General features: G+C 74.0%; 21 protein-coding genes and 3 pseudogenes. 8 read left to right on the forward strand and 16 right to left on the reverse strand.

Going from position 1 to position 23,372, the window contains the following annotated elements; genetic code table 11:
- From ybeY to hrcA, 8 genes and pseudogenes are all read right to left on the reverse strand, one after another.
- Positions 1 to 453, reverse strand: coding sequence for an rRNA maturation RNase YbeY (ybeY, locus tag PO879_RS10275; protein ID WP_278234809.1), 453 nt, complete (start codon positions 451 to 453; stop codon positions 1 to 3).
- Positions 450 to 788: pseudogene (locus PO879_RS10280) on the reverse strand (PhoH family protein); the annotation flags it as partial. The gene ybeY and the pseudogene PO879_RS10280, both read right to left, overlap by 4 nt.
- 261 nt (positions 789 to 1,049) lie before the next feature.
- Positions 1,050 to 1,871 (reverse strand): annotated as a pseudogene (locus PO879_RS16290) (LAGLIDADG family homing endonuclease); the annotation flags it as partial.
- Positions 1,860 to 2,576 (reverse strand): annotated as a pseudogene (locus PO879_RS10290) (PhoH family protein); the annotation flags it as partial. The pseudogenes PO879_RS16290 and PO879_RS10290, both read right to left, overlap by 12 nt.
- Before the next feature lie 2 nt (positions 2,577 to 2,578).
- The gene (locus PO879_RS10295) at positions 2,579 to 2,932 is read right to left on the reverse strand and encodes a histidine triad nucleotide-binding protein (RefSeq protein WP_278234810.1); all 354 of its coding nucleotides are present in this window, start codon (positions 2,930 to 2,932) and stop codon (positions 2,579 to 2,581) included.
- Positions 2,933 to 2,941: 9 nt separating this feature from the next.
- Entirely contained in the window at positions 2,942 to 3,718 is a 777-nt protein-coding gene (locus PO879_RS10300; protein ID WP_278234811.1) for a 16S rRNA (uracil(1498)-N(3))-methyltransferase, read from the reverse strand.
- Between the two features lie 95 nt (positions 3,719 to 3,813).
- Positions 3,814 to 4,935: a molecular chaperone DnaJ gene (gene dnaJ / locus PO879_RS10305; RefSeq protein WP_278234812.1), complete on the reverse strand. Its 1,122-nt coding sequence runs from the start codon at positions 4,933 to 4,935 to the stop codon at positions 3,814 to 3,816.
- 49 nt (positions 4,936 to 4,984) lie between these two features.
- A complete protein-coding gene (gene hrcA, locus PO879_RS10310; protein ID WP_278234813.1) occupies positions 4,985 to 6,025 on the reverse strand; it encodes a heat-inducible transcriptional repressor HrcA in 1,041 nt (346 codons plus the stop codon).
- A 271-nt stretch (positions 6,026 to 6,296) separates the two neighbouring features.
- On the opposite strand from hrcA, the gene PO879_RS10315 reads away from it, so the two are divergent.
- From PO879_RS10315 to PO879_RS10325, 3 genes are read left to right on the forward strand one after another with little or no spacing between them, the layout of a single operon-like run.
- Complete coding sequence (locus PO879_RS10315) at positions 6,297 to 6,503, forward strand: hypothetical protein (protein ID WP_278234814.1); 207 nt, start codon at positions 6,297 to 6,299, stop codon at positions 6,501 to 6,503.
- Between the two features lie 34 nt (positions 6,504 to 6,537).
- Entirely contained in the window at positions 6,538 to 9,399 is a 2,862-nt protein-coding gene (locus tag PO879_RS10320; protein WP_278234815.1) for an AAA family ATPase, read from the forward strand.
- 9 nt (positions 9,400 to 9,408) lie between these two features.
- A complete protein-coding gene (locus PO879_RS10325; RefSeq protein WP_278234816.1) occupies positions 9,409 to 10,278 on the forward strand; it encodes a DUF3097 domain-containing protein in 870 nt (289 codons plus the stop codon).
- An 11-nt stretch (positions 10,279 to 10,289) separates the two neighbouring features.
- Here PO879_RS10325 and PO879_RS10330 read toward each other — a convergent pair whose 3' ends face one another.
- Positions 10,290 to 10,820, reverse strand: a complete 531-nt coding sequence (locus tag PO879_RS10330; protein WP_278234817.1) for a DUF4282 domain-containing protein — start codon at positions 10,818 to 10,820, stop codon at positions 10,290 to 10,292.
- Between the two features lie 129 nt (positions 10,821 to 10,949).
- On the opposite strand from PO879_RS10330, the gene PO879_RS10335 reads away from it, so the two are divergent.
- Positions 10,950 to 11,345, forward strand: coding sequence for a DUF4870 domain-containing protein (locus PO879_RS10335; RefSeq protein ID WP_278234818.1), 396 nt, complete (start codon positions 10,950 to 10,952; stop codon positions 11,343 to 11,345).
- Positions 11,346 to 11,462: 117 nt separating this feature from the next.
- Positions 11,463 to 11,942, forward strand: coding sequence for a DUF4870 domain-containing protein (locus PO879_RS10340; protein WP_278234819.1), 480 nt, complete (start codon positions 11,463 to 11,465; stop codon positions 11,940 to 11,942).
- Here PO879_RS10340 and hemW read toward each other — a convergent pair whose 3' ends face one another.
- From hemW to PO879_RS10370, 6 genes are all read right to left on the reverse strand, one after another.
- The gene (hemW, locus tag PO879_RS10345) at positions 11,943 to 13,238 is read right to left on the reverse strand and encodes a radical SAM family heme chaperone HemW (RefSeq protein WP_278234820.1); all 1,296 of its coding nucleotides are present in this window, start codon (positions 13,236 to 13,238) and stop codon (positions 11,943 to 11,945) included.
- Entirely contained in the window at positions 13,238 to 15,112 is a 1,875-nt protein-coding gene (lepA, locus tag PO879_RS10350; protein WP_278234821.1) for a translation elongation factor 4, read from the reverse strand. The genes hemW and lepA overlap by 1 nt, the downstream gene beginning before the upstream one ends.
- Before the next feature lie 97 nt (positions 15,113 to 15,209).
- Positions 15,210 to 16,580, reverse strand: coding sequence for an alpha-amylase family glycosyl hydrolase (locus PO879_RS10355; protein ID WP_278234822.1), 1,371 nt, complete (start codon positions 16,578 to 16,580; stop codon positions 15,210 to 15,212).
- Positions 16,581 to 16,605: 25 nt separating this feature from the next.
- Positions 16,606 to 17,445, reverse strand: a complete 840-nt coding sequence (locus PO879_RS10360) for a transglutaminase family protein (RefSeq protein ID WP_278234823.1) — start codon at positions 17,443 to 17,445, stop codon at positions 16,606 to 16,608.
- Complete coding sequence (locus PO879_RS10365) at positions 17,442 to 18,374, reverse strand: alpha-E domain-containing protein (protein WP_278234824.1); 933 nt, start codon at positions 18,372 to 18,374, stop codon at positions 17,442 to 17,444. The genes PO879_RS10360 and PO879_RS10365 overlap by 4 nt, the downstream gene beginning before the upstream one ends.
- Positions 18,368 to 19,948 carry a circularly permuted type 2 ATP-grasp protein gene (locus PO879_RS10370; protein WP_278234825.1) on the reverse strand — a complete coding sequence of 527 codons (1,581 nt, stop codon included), beginning with the start codon at positions 19,946 to 19,948 and terminating at the stop codon, positions 18,368 to 18,370. Before PO879_RS10370 ends, PO879_RS10365 begins: the two co-directional genes overlap by 7 nt.
- A 79-nt stretch (positions 19,949 to 20,027) precedes the next feature.
- Between PO879_RS10370 and PO879_RS10375 the strand changes: the two genes are divergently transcribed.
- Positions 20,028 to 20,555 (forward strand): type II toxin-antitoxin system PemK/MazF family toxin, encoded by a 528-nt coding sequence (locus tag PO879_RS10375; RefSeq protein WP_278234826.1) that lies wholly within the window; start codon positions 20,028 to 20,030, stop codon positions 20,553 to 20,555.
- 191 nt (positions 20,556 to 20,746) lie between these two features.
- The gene (gene rpsT / locus PO879_RS10380; RefSeq protein WP_278234827.1) at positions 20,747 to 21,007 is read left to right on the forward strand and encodes a 30S ribosomal protein S20; all 261 of its coding nucleotides are present in this window, start codon (positions 20,747 to 20,749) and stop codon (positions 21,005 to 21,007) included.
- Positions 21,008 to 21,091: 84 nt separating this feature from the next.
- Here rpsT and holA read toward each other — a convergent pair whose 3' ends face one another.
- Entirely contained in the window at positions 21,092 to 22,105 is a 1,014-nt protein-coding gene (gene holA, locus PO879_RS10385; RefSeq protein WP_278234828.1) for a DNA polymerase III subunit delta, read from the reverse strand.
- Positions 22,106 to 22,183: 78 nt separating this feature from the next.
- Here holA and PO879_RS10390 point away from each other — a divergent pair, with 78 nt between their 5' ends.
- On the forward strand, positions 22,184 to 23,323 hold the full coding sequence (locus PO879_RS10390; RefSeq protein WP_278234829.1) for a glycosyltransferase family 4 protein: 1,140 nt from the start codon (positions 22,184 to 22,186) through the stop codon (positions 23,321 to 23,323).
- The last annotated feature ends 49 nt before the right edge of the window (positions 23,324 to 23,372 follow it).

A 23,372-nucleotide genomic window follows, 5' to 3' on the forward strand; every position in this document is an offset into this window, starting at 1 on the left:
TCACCGCCCGGCCAGGAAGGTGAGCAGGAGCCGCCGCTGCAGCGCGAACATCTCGCGCTCCTCGTCGGGTTCGGCGTGGTCGTAGCCGAGCAGGTGCAGGATCCCGTGCGTGGTCAGCAGCAGGAGCTCCTCGACCGTGGAGTGCCCGGCGGCGCGGGCCTGGGCGGCCGCCACCTCGGGGCACAGCACGATGTCGCCGAGGGTGCCGGGCGGGGTCTCCTCGCCCTCGCGGCCGGGCCGCAGCTCGTCCATGGGGAAGGAGAGCACGTCGGTGGGGCCGGGCTCGTCCATCCACTGCACGTGCAGGTCGGTCATCGCAGCCGTGTCGACGAGCACGATGGACAGCTCGGCGGCGGGGTGGACGTGCAGCTCGTCGAGGGCGAACCGGGCCAGCGCGGCGAACTCGGCCTCGTCGACCTCGACGCCGGACTCGTTGTTGACCTCGATGCTCACCGGCGTCCTCCTCGGTCGTGGCGGCCGGGCCGACGGCGGTCGTCGGCCGGGCGGGTGCTGTCCCAGCGGGCGTAGGCGTCGACGATGTCGCTGACCAGGCGGTGTCGGACCACGTCGGTGCTGGTGAGCCGGCAGAACTCGACGTCGTCGACGCCGGTGAGGATGTCCTCGACCACGCGCAGGCCCGACGTGGTGCCGCCCGGCAGGTCGACCTGGGTGGCGTCGCCGGTGATGACCATCGTCGAGCCGAAGCCGAGCCGGGTGAGGAACATCTTCATCTGCTCGGCCGAGGTGTTCTGCGCCTCGTCCAGGATGATGAAGGCGTCGTTGATGGTGTTGTGCGTGACGAGGAAGTCGTCGGTGACGTAGAGAGAGTCCTCGGCGGCGACCTGGATGCACATCGTGTCCTGGACGCCCGCAGGCAGGATCGAGTCGACGGCGCGCATCGGACGTCCCCCTCCGAGCGCGGCGTACGTCCGCGCCTTGCGGGTGAGGCGGAACGGAGTGACGCCGTCGGGCAGGCGGATCTCGACGACGTAGGCGTCGCAGCGATACGGGACCGGTCGTTCCCTGGCCCGTCCGGGCTTCCGCCCCTCGGCCTCCCGCACGCGGGTCGTGGCGACACCACCGAGCGACCGGACGAGATGGACGACGTCGTCCCGGAGTCGGCGCGACGTGGTCGTGTACTGCACCCGGCAGGTCCGCCCGTCCTGCGTCACCGGTCCGCCGTCGGTGTCCAGGAGTCCCTGCAGGACCGCCAGGCGCACCTCGACGGCGTTGATCTTGTACGCCTCGGGCACGAACTTCGTGGCCGACTTCCGACCGTCGAGACCCAGCTCGCGCAGGATCGTCTTCACCGGGTTCGCCACGATGACGCCACCGCGGTGCCCGTGGACGTGTCGCAGCACGTAGCCGTACTCCCCGTGCGGAACCAGCTCGATGTCGGGCAGTGCGGACTCCAGGGCGTCGGCGAGCTCGGGGTCCGCCGTCGTGTACGACGGCGTCGCACGCGAGGAGAACGATCCGTCGCCGAGCATCAGGCCCAGCGCGTACGGGTCCATCGGCACGTCGCGCTCCGGCATCTCGACCGGATCGACGACGGGTAGTTCGAATCGGCGTGTGTGTCCGTACCACTCACGCCCGATCATCTCCTGCGTCTCCAGTGTCCGGCTCCGCCCCCGACGCTTGTCCGACTGGGTCCGGACGGTCCACAGGTGCTCGCCGCAGCAGACGGTCGACGACCCGTCCGACGCCGTCACCCGATAGGTCTGCTTCGGCCCCTGCGGGTAGATGCCGACGACGGGTGTCGGACGCCCGTCGGACCCCACCACCAGGTCACCCACCTGCAGCGATCCGAACGGTCGGAAGCCGTCAGGGGTCAGGACCTCGGCGTCGTAGGGCTGGGCACGGCCGCGCATGTACGCCAGCGGCGCGACCTCGATGGTGCCGGACTCGACCAGCCGTGGGATCGCGTCGGGGTCGAGCATGTCGTGCAGCGCGTCGTACAGCGGCCGCAGGTACGGGTCGATCTTGTCGCTCAACGATCCGGGCAGGTAGCCGAGCTTCTCCCCCGCCTCGACCGCGGGCCGGGTGAGCACGATCCGGTTGATCTGCTTGGCCTGCAGCGCCTGCACGGCCTTCGCCATCGCCAGGTAGGTCTTGCCGGTCCCGGCGGGGCCGATGCCGAAGGTGATCGTGTTGGCCGCGATGGCCTCCACGTAGCGCTTCTGCCCGACGGTCTTCGGGCGGATCGTGCGACCGCGCCCGGAGAGGATGTCGTGGGTGAGCACCTCGGCGGGCCGCTGCGCGGCGGCGGAGGTCAGCATCGAGACCGAGCGGGAGACCACCTCGGGGGTCAGCGGGGTCCCGGCCTCGACGACCTCGACCAGCTCGTCCAGCAGGCGAGCCACCAGGGCGACGTCGCCGGCGGGGCCGTGGACGGAGATCTCGTTGCCGCGGGCGTGCACGTCCACGCCACCGAACCCGTCCTCGATCGCGCGGAGCACCGTGTCGCCGCTGCCCAGCAGCGCCACCATCGGCACGTGCGGGGGGACGACGACGCGGTGCTCGGTGGCGTGCCGCGGGTGGTCGGTCAGGGGGCTGTCGGAGGCGGCGGACGTCATGCTCAGGCGGGACTCCATCCCAGCTGGGTGCCGGCCAGGACGTGGCCGTGCACGTGGAAGACGCTCTGGCCCGCGCGCGGGCCGGAGTTGAAGATGAACCGGTACTGGCCGTCGGCCAGCTCGTGCGCCACGTTGTCGGCGACACCGACGACCTCGGCGAGCAGGTCCGGGTCGGCCGCGGCCAGGACGGACACGTCCCCGTGGTGCTCCTTGGGCACCACGAGCACGTGGACGGGAGCCTGCGGGTCGATGTCCCGGAAGGCCACGACCCGGTCGGTGTCGGCCACGACGTCGGCGGGCAGGTCGCCGGCGACGATCTTGCAGAAGAGGCAGTCCGCCTCGGTCTCCGTCGTCATGCGTCCACGCTACCGCCAGCGGCCCGTGCGGTCGCTGAGAATCGCGACGGCGACGGGTCCGGCGGTCGAGGTGCGCAGCACGTGCGGACCCAACCGGGCCGTCACGGCACCGGCGTCGGCGAGGGCGGTGACCTCCTCGGCGGAGATGCCGCCCTCGGGACCCACGACGAGGTCGACCTCGGGCGCCTCGGCCGAGCCGTCCGCCGCCGTGGGCAGCGGGACGTCCGCGAGCGGCGTCACCGCCTCCTCGTGCAGCACGACGACGGCACCGCCCGCGGCGACGACCTCGCGCACCCGGTCGGCGAGCCCGCGGGTGGTCACGTGCTCGTGCACGGGCGGCAGCCAGGCCCGACGGGACTGCTTGACCGCCGCGAGCACGGTCGCGGCCCACTTGGCGCGCGCCTTCTCGGCCCGCGGGCCGCGCCAGACGACCACGGACCGGTCGGCCTGCCACGGCACGACGGCGTCGACCCCGACCTCCACGGCCGCCTCGACGGCCTGGTGGTCGCGGTCGCCCTTGGCCAGCGCCTGGACCAGCGCGAGCCGCACGGCAGGGGCGGGCTCGTGCCGCACGTCCTCGACGCGCAGGGTGACCTCGCCGCCGTCGACGGCCTCGACCACACCGAGCACGCGGGTGCCCGCGCCGTCGACCACGTCGAGCCGCTCCCCCGGGCGGCGCCGCTGGACGACGCCGGCGTGCCGGCCCTCCGGCCCGCCGAGGACGTAGGTCGCCCCCGGCGCCGGCGCAGACGCCACGCCGGCGTCGACGAAGACGGGCGCGCTCACGACGCACGCCCCTCGCGCGAGCCCTGCGGTGCCTCGCTCCGGCACACCTCGTGCCTCGGCGTACCTCCTCGGGAGCTCCTCGCGCTCACGGTTCCTCAGCGCCCGGCGAACTTGTCCCGCAGGCGCGAGAACACGCCGGGGTGCGCGGCCGCGAGCCGCGGGTCGGGACGCTCCTCGTCGCGCAGCTCGGCGAGCTTGCGCAGCAGCTCGGTCTGCTCCTCGTCGAGGGAGGTCGGGACCTGCACGTCGATGTGGACGTTCAGGTCGCCGCGGCCGTTCGCGTGCAGGTGCCCGACGCCGAGACCCTTGAGCGTGACGACCTCGCCCGGCTGCGTGCCCGGACGCAGGTCGATCTCCTGCTGACCGTCGAGGGTGGACAGCTCCAGCACGGTGCCCAGGGCGGCCGCGGTCACCGGCACCGGCAGGGTGCAGTGCAGGTCGTCGCCGCGACGCACGAAGGTGTCGTGCGCCTTCTCGCGGATCTCGACGTACAGGTCGCCGGCCGGGCCACCGCCCGGGCCGACCTCCCCCTGGGAGGACAGCTTGATGCGCGTGCCGGTGTCGACACCGGCGGGCACGTTCACCGTCAGCGACCGGCGCGAGCGCACCCGGCCCTCGCCGGAGCACTCGGCGCACGGCTCGGGGATGACGGTGCCGAAGCCCTGGCAGGCCGCGCAGGGCGCGGTGGTCATGACCTGGCCCAGGAAGGACCGGGCCACGCGCTGGACGTTGCCCTGGCCGTGGCAGACCTCGCAGGTGCGCACGTCGGTGCCGGGCCGGCAGCCGTTGCCGCCGCACGTCCCGCACACCACGGCCGTGTCGACCTGCAGCTCGCGCTTGCCGCCGAACGTCGCCTCGGTGAGGTCGATGTCCATGCGCACCAGGGCGTCCTGGCCGCGCCGTGCGCGCGGCACGGGGCCGGACGGCTGGCCGCCGCCGAAGAACGTCTCGAAGATGTCCTGGAACCCGAAGCCCTGGCCGAAGCCGGCGCCGGCGCCGCCGCCGGGCGCGCTCGGGTCGACGCCCATGTCGTACTGCTCGCGCTTGTCGCGGTTCGACAGCACCTCGTAGGCACGGGCGACGTCCTTGAACTTCTCCTCGCCCTCGGCACCCGCGACGTCGGGGTGGAGCTCGCGGGCCAGGCGACGGTACGCCTTCTTGATCTGCTCGGGGGTGGCGTCACGCTCGACGCCGAGGATCTCGTAGTAGTCGGTCACAGGTCTCTCTTCGATGACGTGGAGAAGGTCTGGTCAGGGATACCGGTGGTCAGTTCGGCAGGACGCGCGACAGGTAGCGTGCCACGGCGCGGACCGAGGCGATGGTGCCCGGGTAGTCCATGCGGGTCGGGCCGATGGAGCCGAGGGAGGCGACGGTGTCGCCGTCGCTACCGTATCCGGAGGCGACGACGGAGGTCTCGGTGAGACCGTCGAGGCGGTTCTCCCGCCCGATGCGGACCCCGACGCCGTCGCCGGCCATCTCGGTCAGCAGCCCCAGCAGCACCACCTGCTCCTCGAGCGCCTCGAGCACGGGACTGAGCCCCTGCTCGAACGTGGCCTCGGAGCGGACGAGGTTGGCGGTGCCCGCCAGCACGATCCGCTCCTCGTTCTCCTCGCCGAGGGTCTCCACGACGAGGTCCGCGACGGCCTGGGTCACCCCGCTCAGGTGGGGGCCCACGGACTCGACCAGGCCCGCGAAGGCCGCGGGGAGGTCGGCCAGCCGCTTGCCCGCGGCGGCCGCGTTGAACCGGGCCCGCAGCTCGCCGAGGGTCGCCTCGTCGAGGTCGTCGCCCGCGTCGGAGCCGTCGGGACGCACGGGCAGCTCGCAGTAGCGCTGCTCGACCCGGCCGGTGTCGGTGATGACCACGACCAGGATCCGGGACTCCGCCACGGGCACGAGCTCGAGGTGACGCAGCCCGGACCGCCGCAGCGACGGGTACTGCACGACGGCGACCTGGCCGGTGAGCTGGGCGATGAGCCGCCCGGCCCGGGTCAGGACGTCGTCGAGGTCCACGGCCTCGGACAGGAAGGTCTCGATGGCCCGCTTCTGGGGCACGTTGAGGGGTCGCACCTCGGCGAGGCGGTCGACGAACACCCGGTAGCCGGCGTCCGTGGGCACGCGCCCGGCGGACGTGTGCGGCTGGGCGATGTACCCGGCGTCCTCGAGCGCGGCCATGTCGTTGCGGATGGTGGCCGGGGACACGCCGAGGCCGTGGCGTTCGGTGAGCATGCGCGACCCGACGGGCTCACGCGTGGTGACGTAGTCCTCGACGATGGCGCGCAGTACTGCGAGCCGACGTTCCTCGCTCATCTCGACCTCCCCTCGCTCGGCGCCCCGGGGGGTTAGCACTCTCCAGGGCTGAGTGCCATCTTACGCGTCTCCCCCGACGGTCCGGCCGCTCACCCCCCGTCGGTGAGGTACCTCATCCCGGCGACGACCCCACGACGGCCCGGAGCGCCACGTCTCCCCCACCGGTCCGCCGGCGAAGACCGGTCGGACGACCGATCCACGCCCCTACCTCAGGGACCGAACCTGGAGTCATCGCGGAGCCACCCCGGCCCGCCGACCAGGGAGGGTCACCATGTCCCCGGAGCAGCTTCACCAGATGTACCGCCTGCAGGAGGCCGAGGCCGTCCGCGAGGCGGAGCACCGCCGTCGGGCGGCCGAGCGCGCCGCGCAGGACGTGCCGCGGCACCGCCGCCACCCCGAACCGGCCCCGCGCCCCCGCGTCCTGGTGCTCCTCGACCGCCTGCGCATGGCCCGGGCCCGTGCGGTCCGCGCAGCCTGAGGCGTACCGCCCCGGGGGCTGGCAGCATGACTCCATGAGGGTCAGCCGGGTCCCGCTGATCGGCCGCGAGACCGAGCTCGCGACGTTGCGTGGCCTCCTCGAGGAGGCCACGCACGGCGACGGGCAGTGCGTGGTCGTGGGCGGGGAGGCCGGGATCGGCAAGACGCGCCTCGTCGAGGAGCTCCTCGACGGGTCCGGTGCCGGCCCGGCCTTCGTCCTGCGGGGCCAGTGCGCCGACTCCGGCGCCGGCCCCGTGCCGTACGCCGGGCTCGAGGGTCTGCTGCGGGACGCCGTCACCGCGCTGGGACCCGAGGCCACGCTGGAGGCCGCCGGACCGGCGGCGGACGCCCTCGGCGTCGTGCTCCCCGAGCTGGTCGCGGTCCGGGCCGACGGGGAGGCCGGGCGTCTGCCGGAGGCCCTCGCCGCACTGCTCACCACGCTCGCCGGGAGACGACCCGTCGTGGTCGTGATCGAGGACCTGCACTGGTCCGACGACGCCACCCGCGGCTGCGTGGCCCGCCTCGCCCGCACCGCCCCCGGCCGTCGGCTGCTGCTGGTGGTCACCTACCGCAGCGACGACGTCGGACGGACCCACCCCCTGCGGGCCGCGCTCGCGGAGATCGAGCGGGCCCGGCTCGCCACCCGGGTCGAGGTCCCGTGGCTCGCCGCCCACGACGTCGTCGCCCTGTTCCGGGCGCACCTCGAGGCCGGAGCCGTCGACCTCGAGGAGATCGTCGACCGCAGCCAGGGTGTGCCGTTCTACGTCGAGGAGCTCGCCACCGGGGTCGGCGTCACCCTGCCCGAGTCGGTGCGCGACCTGATGCTCCTGCGGTACTCGCGCCTCGGCCGCGACGCGCAGGAGTTCTGCCGCACCGTGGCCGCCGCCGGGCAGAGCGTCGGGCACGAGCTGCTCGCCGCGGCGCTCGGCGACGAGGCCGTCCGGGACGCGGAGCCCGCCGCCCGCGAGTCCGTCGAGGCCGGGGTCCTCGTCGTCGACGCCGACGGCTACCGGTTCCGGCACGCCCTGATGCAGGAGGCCGTGGCCACCGAGCTGCTGCCCAGCGAGAGCCGGCGCCTGCACACCGCCTACGCCCGCGCCCTGGAGACCCGGCCGGCCACCATCGCCCGCCTCGCGGAGATCGCGGACCACTGGTGGCGTGCCCGCGTGCCGGACCGGGCGCTCGCCGCGTGCGTGGCGGGCCAGGCCGCGGCCGGCGAGTACGCGGCGACGTCCACGGCCGTCGCCCTGGGCGAACGGGCGCTCGAGCTGTGGGACCTGGTCGCGGACCCCGAGGAGGTCGCGGGCACCACCCACGCCGAGCTCATGCGGCGGGTGGCCTGGGCGCTGCACGTCGGGTCCCAGGCCGAGCGCGCGCTCGCGCTCGCGCGCCAGGCCCTCGACGAGTGGCCGCCGGAGGACCCGGCCGGGCGTGTCTCCGCCTACGTGACGCTGTCCACGGCCGCCGAGGTCACCGGGTCCGACGAGGGGCGGCGCCTGCTCGACCACGCCCTGGAGGAGATCCCGGACGACGACGTCGCCGGGCGCGCCGCCCTGCTCACGGAGTCCGCCCGGGGCGCGATGATGGAAGGGCTCGAGGACCGGGCCATCGAGCTCGCGAACCGGGGGCTGGCGGCCGCCGAGGAGGCCGGGGACCGCCGCCTGCAGGCACGGTGCGTCAACATCCGCGCGGTCAGCCGCGTGATCACCGGTGACATGGACGGGCTCGAGGACTTCGCCCTCGACCGCGCGCTCGCCGGCGACGACTGGGACGCGCTGATGAAGCACTTCGTCAACGCCTCCGAGGCCACGCTGCGCGTCGGCAGGGCGCACCGGGCGCTGGAGATCGCCGAGGAGGGGGCCGCCCGGGCGCGGGAGCGGGGCACCGGGATCGGGATGCGGTCGCGGATCGAGGGCAACGGCATCGAGGCGCTGGTCGACCTCGGCCGCTGGGACGAGGCGGCGGCCTGGTTCGAGCGCACCGTCCCCCTGCTGGGACGCAGCGTCTTCACCGTCACCCTCACCGAGCTCTGGGCCTGGCTCCTGCTGTGGCGCGGGGAGGTCGAGCAGGCGGAGTCCGTGGTCCGGACGTACCGGGCGTCCTGGGAACGGCACGGCCGGATCGAGCTGCAGGTGCGCTCGCTGCTCACCACCACGCTGGCGGACCTGGCCCTCGAGCGCGGGGACGTGGACGAGGCCCTCCGTGTCGTGGCCGACGCCGTGGCCGACCCCCTGCAGCGTCGGTCGGCGTCGTCGCTGCTGCCGATCCTCGGGATCGCGGCCCGGGCGCTGGCCGCGGCGGGGGCCGCCGGACGCGACGTGGACCGGGCCCCGTACCGCGCGGCGCTCGCCGACTGCTCCGGGTGGCCGACCCACGGCGTGTGGTCGGCGGTGTTCGCGGCCGAGCTCGGCGAGAGCCCGTGGTCCGCGGTGGCCTCCCTCGGGCCCGACGACGGCGCCCCGGCGTACCTGCGCCCCTACGCCCGCTACCGCGAGGGCGCCGGTCTCCTGGCCGCAGGGGACCGGCCCGGCGGCCGTGTCGCGCTGGAGTCGGCGGTCCGGGAGGCCGAGACGATCGGGGGCGGGCTGGTGGCCCGGCACGCGGCCGGGCTCCTGGCCGGGGCCGGTGCGGCCTCGCCGTCGCGGCGTCGGCCGGACGAGGCGGCCGACCGGCTCACCGACCGCGAGCGCCAGGTGCTGGAGCTGGTCGCCGAGGGGCTGACGAACGGCCAGATCGCCGAGCGGCTGTACATCTCCCGCAAGACCGCCTCGGTGCACGTCTCGGCCATCCTGCGCAAGCTCGGGGTGTCCAGCCGCACCGAGGCCGCCGTCGTGGCCCGGTCCGGGACGGCCGGTGCCGAGCGTGTCGACCCCACGGGCCGGGCGCCGTCTGCCTAGGCTCACGGCGTGCACGATCGCTACGGCTCCGACGTCCTGTCCTCCTCCCCCGGCGCGCCCGGCGGCTCGGCCCACCACCGCGCGCGGCCGACCACGCGGCCGCAGCCGGCCGAGCACGGCCTCGTGGTCGAGGAGGTGACCAGCGGCTGGGTCGGCGCCGTGACCCGCGTGGAGAAGTCCGGCGGCGTGCACCTCGTGGTGCTGGAGGACCGCCGCGGCCGGACCCGGTCCTTCCCGCTGGGCAAGGGGTTCTGGGTCGACGGGCAGCCGGTCGAGCTCACCGCGCCGGTCACCTCCCGGGCACCGGCCGCGCCGACGCGGACGGCCTCCGGCTCCGTCGCGGTGCACGGGGCTCGTGCCCGCGTCGCGCGCGGGTCGCGCATCTGGGTGGAGGGCAAGCACGACGCCGAGCTCGTGGAGAAGGTGTGGGGCGACGACCTGCGCATCGAGGGCGTCGTGGTCGAGATGCTCGACGGCGTGGACCACCTGGCCGAGGCCCTCGCCGAGTTCTCCCCGACGCCCGAGCGCCGGGTCGGGGTGCTGGTGGACCACCTCGTGCCGGGAGCCAAGGAGCAGCGGATCGCGGCGGAGGCGCTGCGCACGGTCCCGGACGGCACCGTCCTGGTGCTCGGGCACCCCTACGTGGACGTCTGGCAGGCCGTGAAGCCTGCCCGGGTCGGCCTGGAGTCGTGGCCGACCATCGAGCGCGGCACCGAGTGGAAGCGCGGCATCCTGCGCGAGCTGGGCTGGCCCGGAAGCTCGACCGCGGACGTCGGGCGGGCCTGGCAGCGGATCCTGGGCTCGGTACGCGACTTCCGCGACCTCGACCCGGCCCTCCTGGGCCGGGTCGAGGAGCTCATCGACTTCGTGACGGCGTGATCAGACGCTGATCAGACCATGCCGTCGCGCTGGGCGTAGTGGTTGACCTTCTCGGAGATGTTCACCACCGCCTGGAAGACCTCCAGACCGATCCGCCAGACCGCCAGGTAGACCAGCGCGCCGATCCAGCCGAACAGGATGGTGAAGAGCCCGACGTACCACTGGTCGGAGAACAGCGTGGCGATGCCGGCGATGAAGGAGAACAGCCAGCCGATGGCGACCAGGATCGTCAGGATGACGTAGACGATCTTGACGATCTTCGGCGTGACGTAGTTGCTGAACGAGAAGTCGAACAGGGAGCCGATCAGCCCCTTGGTGTCGTCGCGCGCCACGCCGGCGGCCGACGACGCCGCGCTCGCGTAGAACGGCTGCTGGCCGCCCTGGTGGCCCGACGGCGGCGGGTAGGACGCCGCCGGCTGCCCGGAGTGCTGCTGCCCGGTGTACGGCTGCTGGTACGGCTGCTGCGCGGGGTCAGGCTGCGACGGCTGCCCGCCGTAGGGGTCCTCGGGTCGTCCGGGCTGCTGCGGGGGGTTCTCGGACATCGTTCCTCCTGCTCGGGATGCGGTTGCCGAGCACCACTGTCGTGCCGCGGGCACGGCCTCGCCACCGGAGCCGCCGTCCACGGAGCCACCACGATGGGTTTTCGTCCCCCGTGCTGCCAGGATGGAGGCATGACGCAGAACCCGCCTCCCACCGGCCCGCCCGCGGGCCCACGACCGCTGTCCCCGCCCGACGAACGCACCTGGGCGATCATGGCCCACATCGGCCCGCTGCTCGTCGGGATCATCACGGCGGGGTCGCTGGGCTTCGTGGCCCCGCTCGTGATCTGGCTCGCCCTGCGCGACCGCAGCGCGTTCGTGGCCGACCAGGCCAAGGAGGCGCTGAACTTCCAGATCACGCTGCTCATCGGCCAGGTCGTCGGCTGGCTGACCGTCTGGCTGCTGGTCGGGTGGCTGGTCCTCGCCGTGGTGTGGGTCCTGGGCATCGTGTTCGCGATCATCGCGGCGATCACCGTCAACCGGTACGAGGCCTACCGCTACCCCCTGACCCTGCGGCTGGTGAAGTGACCGGGTGAAATCGCGGACCGCCGGTCCGGGACGTCCCACCGGTGCCCTCCTGCCCGGTAGGTTCGCCCGATGTGTCCGGTGCGGCAAGCGCGCCGCCCGTCGAAGGAGAGGAAGCAGATGACCGAGTCGACTCCAGACCCGCACGCCGACCAGCGCCCGCAGCAGCCCGAGGGACAGCAGCCGCAGCAGCCCCCGCAGGGCTACCAGCAGGGCTACCAGCAGCCCCCGCAGGGCCAGCCGGGCTACCCGCAGGGCGCCGCCGCACCCCAGCCGGTCGCCCCGTCGGAGGAGCGGACCTGGTCGATCATCGCGCACGCCGGCGGCATCCTCGTGGGCTTCCTCGCCCCGCTGATCGTCTGGCTCGTGTACAAGGACCGCAGCGCGCGCCTGGACGACCAGGGCAAGGAGGCGCTGAACTTCCAGCTCACGATGCTCATCGGCTACGTCGTGGGGTGGATCCTCACGATCATCATCGTCGGTGGGTTGATCGTCTTCGCCGCCTGGGTGTGCACGATCGTCTTCGGCATCCTGGGGGCGATGGCCGCCTCGCGCGACGAGTGGTACCGCTACCCGTTCAAGATCACGTTCATCAAGTGATCAGGCGGTCAGCTCGCGCACGACCGCGTCGGCCAGGAGCCGTCCGCGCCGCGTGAGCACCGCCCGGCCCCGCACGGCCGCCGCCCCGTCGAGCAGCCCGGACGCGACCAGTCCGGCGACGGCGCGGCGGCCGTCGGCGTCCAGCACGTCCAGGTCCAGCCCGTCGGCGAGCCGGACCCCGAGCATCACCCGCTCCAGGTGCGCCTCGTCGCGGGTCAGCACCTCGCGCCCCGCCCCCGGCGAGCGCCCCTGGCCGAGCAGCGTCGCGTAGCGCAGCGGGTGCTTGACGTTCCACCAGCGCACCCCCGCCGCGCCGTCGGCGGCACCGCTGCCTCCCGCACCGCCGTCGGACGCCCCGACGTAGGAGTGCGCCCCGGGGCCGATGCCCCACCAGTCGTCCCCGCGCCAGTAGGCCAGGTTGTGCCGGCACGCCTGCTCCAGGCCGCGCGACCAGTTGCTGACCTCGTACCAGCCCAGGCCGGCCGCCGTGAGCAGGTCGTCGGCGAGCTCGTACTTGGCGGCCTGGTCGTCCTCGTCCGGGAGGGTCAGCTGACCGCGCCGCACCTGGGCGGCCATCTTCGTCCCGGGCTCGACGACCAGCGCGTACGCGGACACGTGGTCGACGCCGGTGGCCAGGGCGGCCTCGACCGACGTCCGCCAGTCGTCCAGCGACTCCCCCGGGGTGCCGTAGATGAGGTCGACCGAGACGGCGAGCCCGGCCTCGCGGGCCCAGCGCACGACGTCGGGCAGCCGCGCGGGGTCGTGGGTGCGCTCGAGCGTCGCCAGGACGCGCGGCACCGCGGACTGCATGCCGAACGAGACCCGCGTGAACCCGGCCTCGGCCAGGGTCGCCAGCGAGCCGGGCGTCACCGAGTCGGGGTTCGCCTCGGTCGTCACCTCGGCGTCGGGGGCCAGGCCCCAGGCCGACCGCACGCCGTCCAGGATCCGCACCAGGTCGCCGGCCGGCAGCATCGTCGGCGTCCCGCCGCCGAAGAACACCGTCGACACGGGCCGGTCGCCCAGACCGGCGGCGTCGAGCACGCGCGCGGCCAGGTCGACCTCGCCGAGCGCCGTCGTGGCGTACTCGTGCTGCGACGCACCGCCCCCGAGCTCGGACGCGGTGTAGGTGTTGAAGTCGCAGTAGCCGCAGCGCACCGAGCAGAACGGCACGTGCACGTACACGCCGAACCGGGAGCGCGACGAGGCGTCGTCGGTCTCGGCGCCCGCCGTCCGGGCCACGAGCTCGGGCAGGGCGCCGTCCGCCGGGACGGGTTCGCCGTCGGGCAGCGCGGGCACTACTTCTTCTTGTCCTTGGTCTCCTTGCCGCCGGAGCCGTCGGAGGACAGCGCGGAGATGAAGGCTTCCTTCGGGACCTCGACGGACCCGATGTTCTTCATCCGCTTCTTGCCCTCCTTCTGCTTCTCCAGCAGCTTGCGCTTCCGGGAGATGTCGCCGCCGTAGCACTTGGCGAGCACGTCCTTGCGGATGGCGCGCACCGTCTCGCGGGCGATGATGCGCGCGCCGACAGCCGCCTGGATCGGCACCTCGAACTGCTGGCGCGGGATGATCTCCTTGAGCTTGGCCGTCATCTTGACGCCGTACTCGTAGGCCGCGTCCTTGTGCACGATGGCGCTGAAGGCGTCGACCTGGTCGCCCTGCAGCAGGATGTCGACCTTGACCAGGTCGGCCACCTGGTCGCCGGAGGGCTCGTAGTCCAGCGAGGCGTAGCCGCGGGTGCGCGACTTCAGCGCGTCGAAGAAGTCGAAGACGATCTCGGCCAGCGGCAGCGTCCAGCGCAGCTCGACCCGGTCCTCGGACAGGTAGTCCATGCCCTCCATCTGGCCGCGGCGGTCGGTGCACAGCCCCATGACCGCGCCGACGAACTCGCTCGGCGCGAGCACCGTGGCCCTGACGATCGGCTCGCGGACGTCCTTGATCTTCCCGGCCGGGAACTCCGAGGGGTTGGTGACCTTGACCTCGGTGCCGTCCTCCATCGTCACGTCGTAGACGACGTTCGGGGCGGTGGAGATGAGGTCGAGGTCGAACTCGCGCTCCAGGCGCTCGCGCACGATCTCCAGGTGGAGCAGCCCGAGGAAGCCGACGCGGAAGCCGAAGCCGAGGGCCACGGAGGTCTCCGGCTCGTAGTTGAGGGCGGCGTCGTTGAGCTTGAGCTTGTCCAGCGCGTCGCGCAGCGTCGGGTAGTCCGACCCGTCGATCGGGTACAGGCCCGAGAACACCATCGGCTTGGGCTCCTCGTAGCCGCCCAGCGGCTCGGACGCCGGCTGCCGGGCGCTGGTGACGGTGTCACCCACCTTGGACTGGCGCACGTCCTTCACGCCGGTGATGAGGTAGCCGACCTCGCCGACACCCAGACCGTTCGTCTTGATCGCCTCGGGCGAGATGACGCCGATCTCGAGGAGCTCGTGGGTGGCCTTGGTCGACATCATCTCGATGCGCTCGCGCGGGTTGAGGTTGCCGTCGACCGCGCGCACGTACGTGACCACGCCGCGGTAGGTGTCGTACACCGAGTCGAAGATCATGGCGCGCGCGGGGGCGTCCGGGTCGCCGACCGGCGACGGGATGCGGTCCACGATGACGTCGAGCAGCTCGGTGACGCCGTCACCGGTCTTGCCCGAGACCCGCAGCACGTCCTCCGGCTCCCCGCCGACCAGACCGGCGAGCTCGGCCGCGTACTTCTCGGGCTGCGCGGCGGGCAGGTCGATCTTGTTCAGGACCGGGATGATCTCCAGGTCGTGCTCCATCGCCAGGTACAGGTTGGCCAGCGTCTGGGCCTCGATGCCCTGGGCGGCGTCGACCAGCAGGACCGCGCCCTCGCAGGCGGCCAGCGAGCGGGACACCTCGTAGGTGAAGTCCACGTGGCCGGGGGTGTCGATCATGTTGAGCGCGTACGGCTCCTCGCCCCGCTGCCACGGCATCCGCACGGCCTGCGACTTGATCGTGATGCCGCGCTCGCGCTCGATGTCCATGCGGTCGAGGTACTGCGCCCGGGCGTCGCGCGGCTGCACGACGCCGGTGAGCTGCAGCATGCGGTCCGCCAGCGTCGACTTGCCGTGGTCGATGTGCGCGATGATGCAGAAGTTGCGGATCAGCTCGGGCGGGGTCGCGTTCGGCTGGATGCGTTCGCTCAGGGAGGCGGACGGGATGGGCAACACGTCTCCGTCGGGTCGATGCTGGACTGCTGGGCCCGGTCATTGTCCCACGGTCCCGCGGCGCCCCCCTGCTCGCGGCCCGGTCGGTGCCCCGAGCTCAGGACCCGAGCACGGTCCAGCCGTGGGCGGGCACCCGCACCGCGTCGCCCTCGAGCGCACCCGTGCCGGCCAGCACCTGCCGCGAGCCCGCGGCCGGGACCGTGACCTCGTCGTCGCCGAGGTGCAGGACCGTGACGACGGCGTCGGCGTCGCGCGCCGTGCGCAGCACGATCGTCGGGTTGGCCACCTGCACGACGTCGGTGACCGCGGTGCGCAGCCAGGGCCGGCGCCGGCGCAGCGCGACCAGCTCGCGGGTGACCGCCAGGACCGCGGCCGCCTCGGCCGACAGGTCCTGCGGACCCGGGGGCCGCTCGGCGAGCTCGGGCCGCACGGCGTCGTCGCCGCCGAGCCGTTCCTCCTTGACGCCGTGCAGCCCCAGCTCGTCCCCGGCGTAGAACGACGGCGTCCCCGCGACGGTGCACAGGACCGCGAGCGCGTGCGGCACGTGCCGGTCCCCGACGGCGTCGGCGATCCGGGTCACGTCGTGGTTGCCGACGAACGTGCTCGGGACGAACGTGCGCAGGAACTGCGCGTGCCGCCCGAGCGCGTGGGCGAGCTCGAACAGGTTCTGGTCGGCGATCGCGTGCCAGATCCCCTGCCACAGCTCGTACTGGGTCACCGAGTCCACGGTCGACGCAGCCACGATCCCGGGCAGGTCGCCGTGGATCACCTCGCCGGTGAACCACGCCTCGGGGTGGCGCTCGCGGACCCGTGGCAGCACCCGTGCCCAGAAGGCCGGCGGCACGGCGTAGGCGGCGTCCAGCCGCCAGCCGTCGACACCGCGGTCGAGCCAGTAGGTCATGGCCTCGACGACGAGGTCCTCGACGGCCGGCGAGCCGTGGTCCAGCGCGACGAGCTGGTCGTGGCCCTCGAACACGGCGACCGGCACCGGGTCCCCCGGCCGCCACGTCGCAGGATCGACGGCGTCGCGGTCGACGCGGAACAGCGCCGCCGCCGGTGACCCCGGCCCCTCGGCCTCCAGCGCCCGCACCGCCGGGTGCTCGCGCCCGACGTGGTGGAAGACGCCGTCGAGCAGCACCCGCACGCCCCGGGCGTGGGCGGCGTCGACGAGGCGCTGCAGGTCGGCCTCGTCGCCGAGCCGCGGGTCGACGCGCAGGTGGTCGACCGTGTCGTACCCGTGCGTCGACGAGGCGAACACGGGCCCGAGCAGCAGGCCGTTCAGCCCGAGCGCGACGACGTGGTCGAGCCACGCCTCGATCCGCCCCAGCCGGTGCACGACAGCCGTGCCGTCGGCACCCTCGGCCGGACGGACCGGCGCGCCCACGAAGCCCAGGGGGTAGACGTGCCACCACATCGCGTGCGCGACCCAGCCGGGTTCGGCCGGGCGCGCTCCGTCGTCGTCGGTCATGCCGCCAACCTATCCGGCGCCCGTCTCACGCCAGGCGGGTGATCTCGACGGTGACGTCCAGCTCGCTCGCGCCGGGACCGGCGTAGACGCCCTTGAGCGGGGGGACGTCGCCGTACTGGCGCCCGCGGCCGACGACGACGTGGTCCTCCCCGGCGTACCGCCGGTTCGTGGGGTCGTAGGCCACCCACTGCCCGACCCACCACTCCAGCCAGGCGTGCGACTCGCCGGTCTCGGGCACCCCGATCTCGGCGTCGGCCTGCGGGTGCAGGTACCCGGAGACGTAGCGCGCCGGGATGCCGAGCGACCGCAGCGCACCGATGCCCAGGTGTGCCATGTCCTGGCAGACCCCCTCGCGCGAGGCCCACGCGTCCGCCGCGGGGGTGTGCACGGTGGTCACCCCCGGCACGTACTCCAGGCGGTCGCGCACCGCCAGGCAGACCGCCTCGGCCGCGGGGCCGGGGTCCAGTCCCCCGGCCGCCTCCAGCGCGAGCGCCGCGACGTCGTCGGGCACCGCCGTGGTCGGGGTGTGACCGAGGTAGCCGGCGTGCTCGTCCAGGACGGCGGGACCGCCGAGGTCCTCCCAGCCGACCGCGGACCGCGCGGGTCCCGGTGCCGTCACCTCGACGGTCGCGTCGGCGACGATCCGCAGGCTCCCGTGCGGGCGCAGCACCTCGAACAGGGTGACGTGGGTGCCCCAGTAGTCGCGGTAGGAGTCGGTCCAGGTGGACGGCTCGACGTCGACGCGGGCCGACCGTACGACCTGGTGGTCGTCGTCGGCCGGTCGCATCCGCGCCTCGTTGTACGACGCCGTCACGTCCCCGGCGTAGTCGAAGCTCGTCGTGTGCACCACGCGCAGCAGGCTCACAGCGCCTCCCCCACCCAGGCCGTCGTCGCCGACGACGGGAAGTACCGGTCACGGATCGCGTCCGACGCCCGCGAGCACGCCTGCTGGACCTGCTCCAGCGTGGCGGGCAGGTCCTCGAGGGTGTCGGTGCGGCGGGCGAACTCCAGCCGCGCCCGCACGATGCCCAGCTGGCGGACCGCCTCGTCGCTGATCTCGCGGCGGCTCTCGACCGGTTCGAGCGCGCGCAGCGCCCGGTCGGCGGCACCGAGGGCGTAGACGATCGAGCGCGGGAACAGCCGGTCGCGCACGAGGAACCCGGCGGCGTCGACGTCGGAGGTGCGGCCGCGGTGGGCCCGCAGGTAGGCCTCGTGGGCGCCGCAGGAGCGCAGCACCGTCGTCCATCCCGGCCCCGCGGCCCCGAGCCGCGCCTGGGTGGTCAGCAGGCGGGCCGTCATGTCGGCCCGCTCGAGCGACTGGCCCAGCACCATGAAGTGCCAGGTGGCGTCGTGCGGGGTCGCGGAGTCCATCAGTCCCGCCACCACCGCGGCCCGCTGACGCACCCAGCCGAAGAACTCGTGCGCCCCGACGCGACGGCCGACGACCGAGACCTCGTTGCGCGTGGTGTTGAGCGTCTCCCACAGCTCGGTGGAGACGATCTCGCGGGCCCGACGGGCGTTCTCCCGGGCCGCGACCAGCGCACCGGCGATGGCCGACGGGTTGGACCGGTCGTGGGCCAGCAGCCGCACGACGGCGTCGCGCCCGACGACGGCGTCGTCCGACGGGGCGGGGTGGTCCATGATCGCCAGCAGCGACCGGCACGCCAGGGACTCCTCCGCCCACGGCTCCTCGGAGAGCATCTGCACGTGCACGTCGAGGATCCGGGCGGTGTCGTCCGCCCGCTCGACGTACCGGCCGATCCAGAACAGGGACTCGGCGATCCGGCTCAGCACGGGGGCACCTCCTGTTGCTGCTGCTGTTGCTGCTGGTGGTGCAGGTCGACGACGTCGGCCGGGTTGGTCGCGATCGGCACCCCGGCCTCGGCCGGACGCGGGGAGGCGGCGTCGTCGGTCGTCGGGGCGGCGCCGTGGTCGCGAGGGTGCTCGAGCACCCAGGTGTCCTTCGACCCGCCGCCCTGGGAGCTGTTGACCACGAGCTGGCCCTCCCCGAGCGCCACCCGGGTCAGCCCGCCGGGCAGCACCCAGACGTCGTCGCCGTCGTTGACCGCGAACGGGCGCAGGTCCACGTGCCGGGGCCGGAAGGCGCCGTCGACGTAGGTCGGGGTGGTGGACAGCTGCACCACCGGCTGGGCGATCCAGCCGCGCGGGTCGGCGACCAGCCGAGCGCGCAGGGCGGCCAGCTCGTCGGCCGAGGCGTCCGGGCCGACGACGATCCCCTTGCCCCCGGCACCGTCGACGGGTTTGACGACCATCTCGTCGAGCCGTTCGAGCACCTCGGTCAGCGACCCCGGCTCCTCGAGGCGCCAGGTGTCGACGTTCTGCAGCACCGGCTCCTCGGACAGGTAGTAGCGCACCAGGTCCGGCAGGTAGGTGTAGACCAGCTTGTCGTCGGCGACGCCGTTGCCGAGGCCGTTGGCCAGCGCCACCGTGCCGCGGCGGGCGCAGTCGACCAGGCCCGGCACCCCGAGCACGGAGTCGGCCCGGAACTGCACGGGGTCGAGGAACGCGTCGTCGACGCGGCGGTAGATCACGTCGACGCGCTGGGGGCCGCTCGTGGTGCGCATGTAGACGCGCCCGGCGGCGCAGTACAGGTCCCGCCCCTCGACGAGCTCGACCCCCATGAGCCGCGCCAGCAGCGCGTGCTCGTAGTAGGCGGAGTTGAACACCCCGGGCGTGAGGACCACGACCGTCGGGTCCGGCGTGCCGTCGGGGGCCGCGGCCACCAGCGCGGACCGCAGCCGGCGCGGGTACTCCACGACGCTGCGCACCCGCAGCTCGGAGAACAGCTCGGGGACCGTGCGGACCATCGCCTGCCGGTTCGCCAGCACGTAGCTGACGCCGGAGGGCACCCGCACGTTGTCCTCCAGCACCCGGAACTCCCCGGCCTCGTCGCGGATCAGGTCGACCCCGGCGACGTGGCACCGCACGCCGTTGGCCGGGACGATGCCGTGCGCCGCCCGCTGGAACTCGCCGCTGGACTCGATGAGCCGACGCGGGACCACGCCGTCGCGCACCGCGTGCTGCGGGCCGTAGACGTCGGCGAGGAACGCCTCGAGGGCCCGCACCCGCTGCTGCACGCCCCGGCTGATCCGGTCCCACTCGTCCGGCTCGACGACACGGGGCACCACGTCCAGCGGGAAGGGCCGCTCCTCGCCCGCGACGTCGAAGGTGATGCCCTGGGCCAGGAAGGAGCGCGCCAGCGTGTCCGAGCGGGCGGCGACCTCCTCGGGCGACAACGAGGCGAAGGTGGCGTGCACCTGCTCGTAGCGGGGCCGCACCGCGCGCTCACGGTCGATGAGCTCGTCGAACGCCGGGCCCAGGGGGTAGTCGTCGAACAGGTCCGCCATGCAGTCACGCTAGTGGTCCCGTCCGACCGGCGTGTTCCCGCGACGTTTCGGCCGCGTGTCGCGCCGTAGGCTGTCCGGCATGGCGAGCCACCGGTGGACGAGACTCCTGCGTGAGGCGGCGCGCGCCGTCGGGTCGGCGGTCGCGCGGTCGCGACGACGCCCGACGGCGCCCCCGGGCCGGCAGGCGCCCGCCGGTGCCGTGCGCTACCCGGGGGACTTCACCGGCGTCGTGCGGCCCGTGTACTCCCCGCACCTGGACGGTGCGCCGGACCCCGGCGAGATCGTGTGGACCTGGGTGCCGTTCGAGGAGGACCACAGCCGCGGCAAGGACCGGCCGGTGCTGCTGATCGGCCACGACGGCCCGTGGCTGCTCGCCCTGCAGCTGACCAGCAAGGACCACGACCGCGACGCGGCCACGGAGGCCCGGTACGGCCGGCTGTGGATGGACATCGGGTCCGGGCCGTGGGACGCCCGGGGCCGGCCCAGCGAGGTGCGGGTGAACCGCGTCGTGCGGGTGGCGCCCGACGCCGTGCGCCGCGAGGGTGCGGTGCTGGACGCCGCGACCTTCCGCCAGGTCGTCGACACGATGAGCCGCGCCCGTCGCTGACGCGACGTCGGTCACACCGTTTCTCCCGGGAGGGTCGCGGCTGGTACCGTAGATCTCTGCGTGTCCGCCCAGGTCGGCGGGCACCGCCGCAGGTCCTCTCCACGGGGTTCCCCACCCCCAGTCCCGGATGTGCGGCCGCCCTCTACGACCTATCCGCTCGCCGACAGGCGAACACACCAGGAAGTTCTCTCGTGGCAAACATCAAGTCCCAGATCAAGCGCAACCTGCAGAACGAGAAGGCGCGCCTGCGGAACCGCTCCGTGAAGTCGGAGCTCAAGACTCACGTCCGCAAGGTCCGCAAGGCCGTCGCCGCCGGCGACAAGGAGGCCGCCACCGAGGCGCTCCGCGTCGCGTCGCGCAAGCTCGACAAGGCTGTCTCGAAGGGTGTCATCCACCCCAACCAGGCCGCGAACCGCAAGTCGGCCATCTCGAAGGCCGTCGACGCGCTCTGACGCTCACCGGCCGCCCCGCGCGGCCGTGACGTCGAACGCCCCTGCCCCCGTCCGGGTGCAGGGGCGTTCGTGCGTCCGGGACCGTCAGGACCGTCCGCCGGAGCGCGCGATCGTCAGCACCGCGGTCTCCACGGCGTAGACGGGGTCGCGCCCGCCGCCCTTGACGTCGGCGTCGGCCTTGGCCACCGCGGTGATGGCGGTGGCCAGCCCCTCCGGCGTCCACCGGGACAGGTCCCGCTGGGCGTTGCGCACCTGCCAGTCCTGCAGGCCGAGCTCGCGCGCCGTCGTCGTCCCCCCGCGGATCGCCGCCACGCGGGCCAGCGTCCGCAGCCGCAGCGCCAGCGCCGCCACGACGGGCACGGGGTCGGCCCCGGTGGCCAGGGCGTGCCGCAGCAGCGCCACCGCGGCCCCGGCGTCGCCGGCCACCGCGGCGTCGGCCACCTTGAAACCGGTCGCCTCCACGCGGCCGCCGTAGTACCGGTCCACCGTCTCGGCGGAGATCGTGCCCGTGGTGTCCGCGACGAGCTGGGAGCAGGCCGCCGCGAGCTCGCGCAGGTCGTTGCCCAGCGCGTCGACCAGCGCCCGCACCGCGGCCTGCTCGGCACGGCGCCGCGCGGCACGGAACTCGCCGCCGACGAACGCCACCTTGTCCGCGTCCTTGCTCACGGCGTCGCACTGCAGCACCGGCGCACCGGACCCGGTGATCGCGTCGAGCATCTTCTTGCCGCGGTTCCCCCCGCCGTGCACCACCACCACGACCGTCTCCGGGTCGGGTGCGGCCACGTAGTCGACGACGTCGGCCACGAGGTCGTCGGTGCACGCCTCCGCCCCCCGCACGACCACGACCTTCGCCTCGCCGAACAGCGACGGGCTGGCCGCCACCGTGAGCTGGCCGGCCGCGTAGGTCGGCGCGTCCAGCTCGGCACGCTCGACCTCCGGGTCGCGCTCGCGGGCGAGTGCCACCACGCCGTCCACCGCGCGCTCGGCCAGCAGGCCCTCGGGGCCGCGGACCAGGACCACCGGAGCGAGGGTCGGGTCGTTCCAGGGGCGCTGGTTCGCGGAGGTCTTCGCGGGGCGGGAGCGGGAGGCGGGCGGCACGGGACCAGCCTGCCAGACCCGACCGACACGACGGCGCAGCCCGGAGTACGCCCGGAGCGCGCCCGGTAGCCTGTCCCGGTGCCTCGGACCCTCGTCGTCACCAACGACTTCCCGCCGCGCCAGGGCGGCATCGAGACGTTCGTCCACGCGATGACCTCGCGCTTCGACCCCGACGACGTGGTCGTGTACACCTCCTCGACCCCGGGCCAGGCGGAGTACGACCGCACCCTGCCCCACCCCGTCGTCCGGGCACGGACCCGCATGCTGCTGCCGACCCCGGCGCGGACCCGCGAGGTCGCCCGGCTCGTGGACGCTCACGGGTGCGACACGGTCTGGTTCGGCGCCGCCGCGCCCCTGGGCCTCATGGCACCGGCGCTGCGGCGGCGCACGGCCGTGCGCCGGATGGTGGCCACCACCCACGGCCACGAGCTGTGGTGGGCCCGCGTCCCCGGCACCCGGGCGGCCCTGCGCCGCATCGGCCGGTCCGTCGACCACCTCACCTACCTCTCGGACCGCACCGTCGGGGTGCTGGCCGACGCCGTCGGCGCCGAGGCCGCCGCCCGTGCCGTGCGCCTCTCCCCCGGCGTCGACCCCTCGACCTTCGCCGGCACCGACCCCGCCGGCGGCCGCGCGGTCCGCGAGCGCCACGGCATCCCGGCCGACGCTCCCGTGGTGCTGTGCGCCGCCCGGCTGGTCGAGCGCAAGGGCCAGGACACCCTGGTGCGCGCCCTGCCCGCCGTGCTGCGCGAGATCCCCGACGCCCGGCTGCTCCTGGTCGGCGACGGTCCCGCCGCCGGCCGGCTGCGCCGTCTCGTGGACGAGCACGGCGTGTCCGACCACGTCGTCCTCGCCGGGGGGCACCCGCACGCGGCGATGCCGGCCTTCTACAGCGCTGCGGACGTGTTCGCCGGGCCGTCGCGCACCCGGCGCGGCGGGCTCGAGGTCGAGGGGCTCGGCATCGTCTACCTCGAGGCCCAGGCCGCCGGTCTGCCCGTCGTCGTGGGCGACTCCGGCGGGGCACCCGACGCGGTGCGCGACGGCGTCACCGGGTTCGTCGTCGACGGCACCGACCCGGACGACGTCGCGGCCCGTCTGGTCGAGCTCCTCGCGGACCCGGTGCGGAGCCGGCGGATGGGTGCCGCCGGGCCGGGCTGGGTCGAGGACGCCTGGACCTGGGACGAACGGTTCGAGATCCTGCACGGCCTCCTCACCGGGTGAAGCGCGCCCGGCCGCCACGACCGCGCCGCGTGCCGCTGCGGCGCACGTC

It is taken from the genome of Isoptericola sp. AK164, from assembly GCF_029643425.1.
Lineage (GTDB): Bacteria > Actinomycetota > Actinomycetes > Actinomycetales > Cellulomonadaceae > Isoptericola > Isoptericola haloaureus.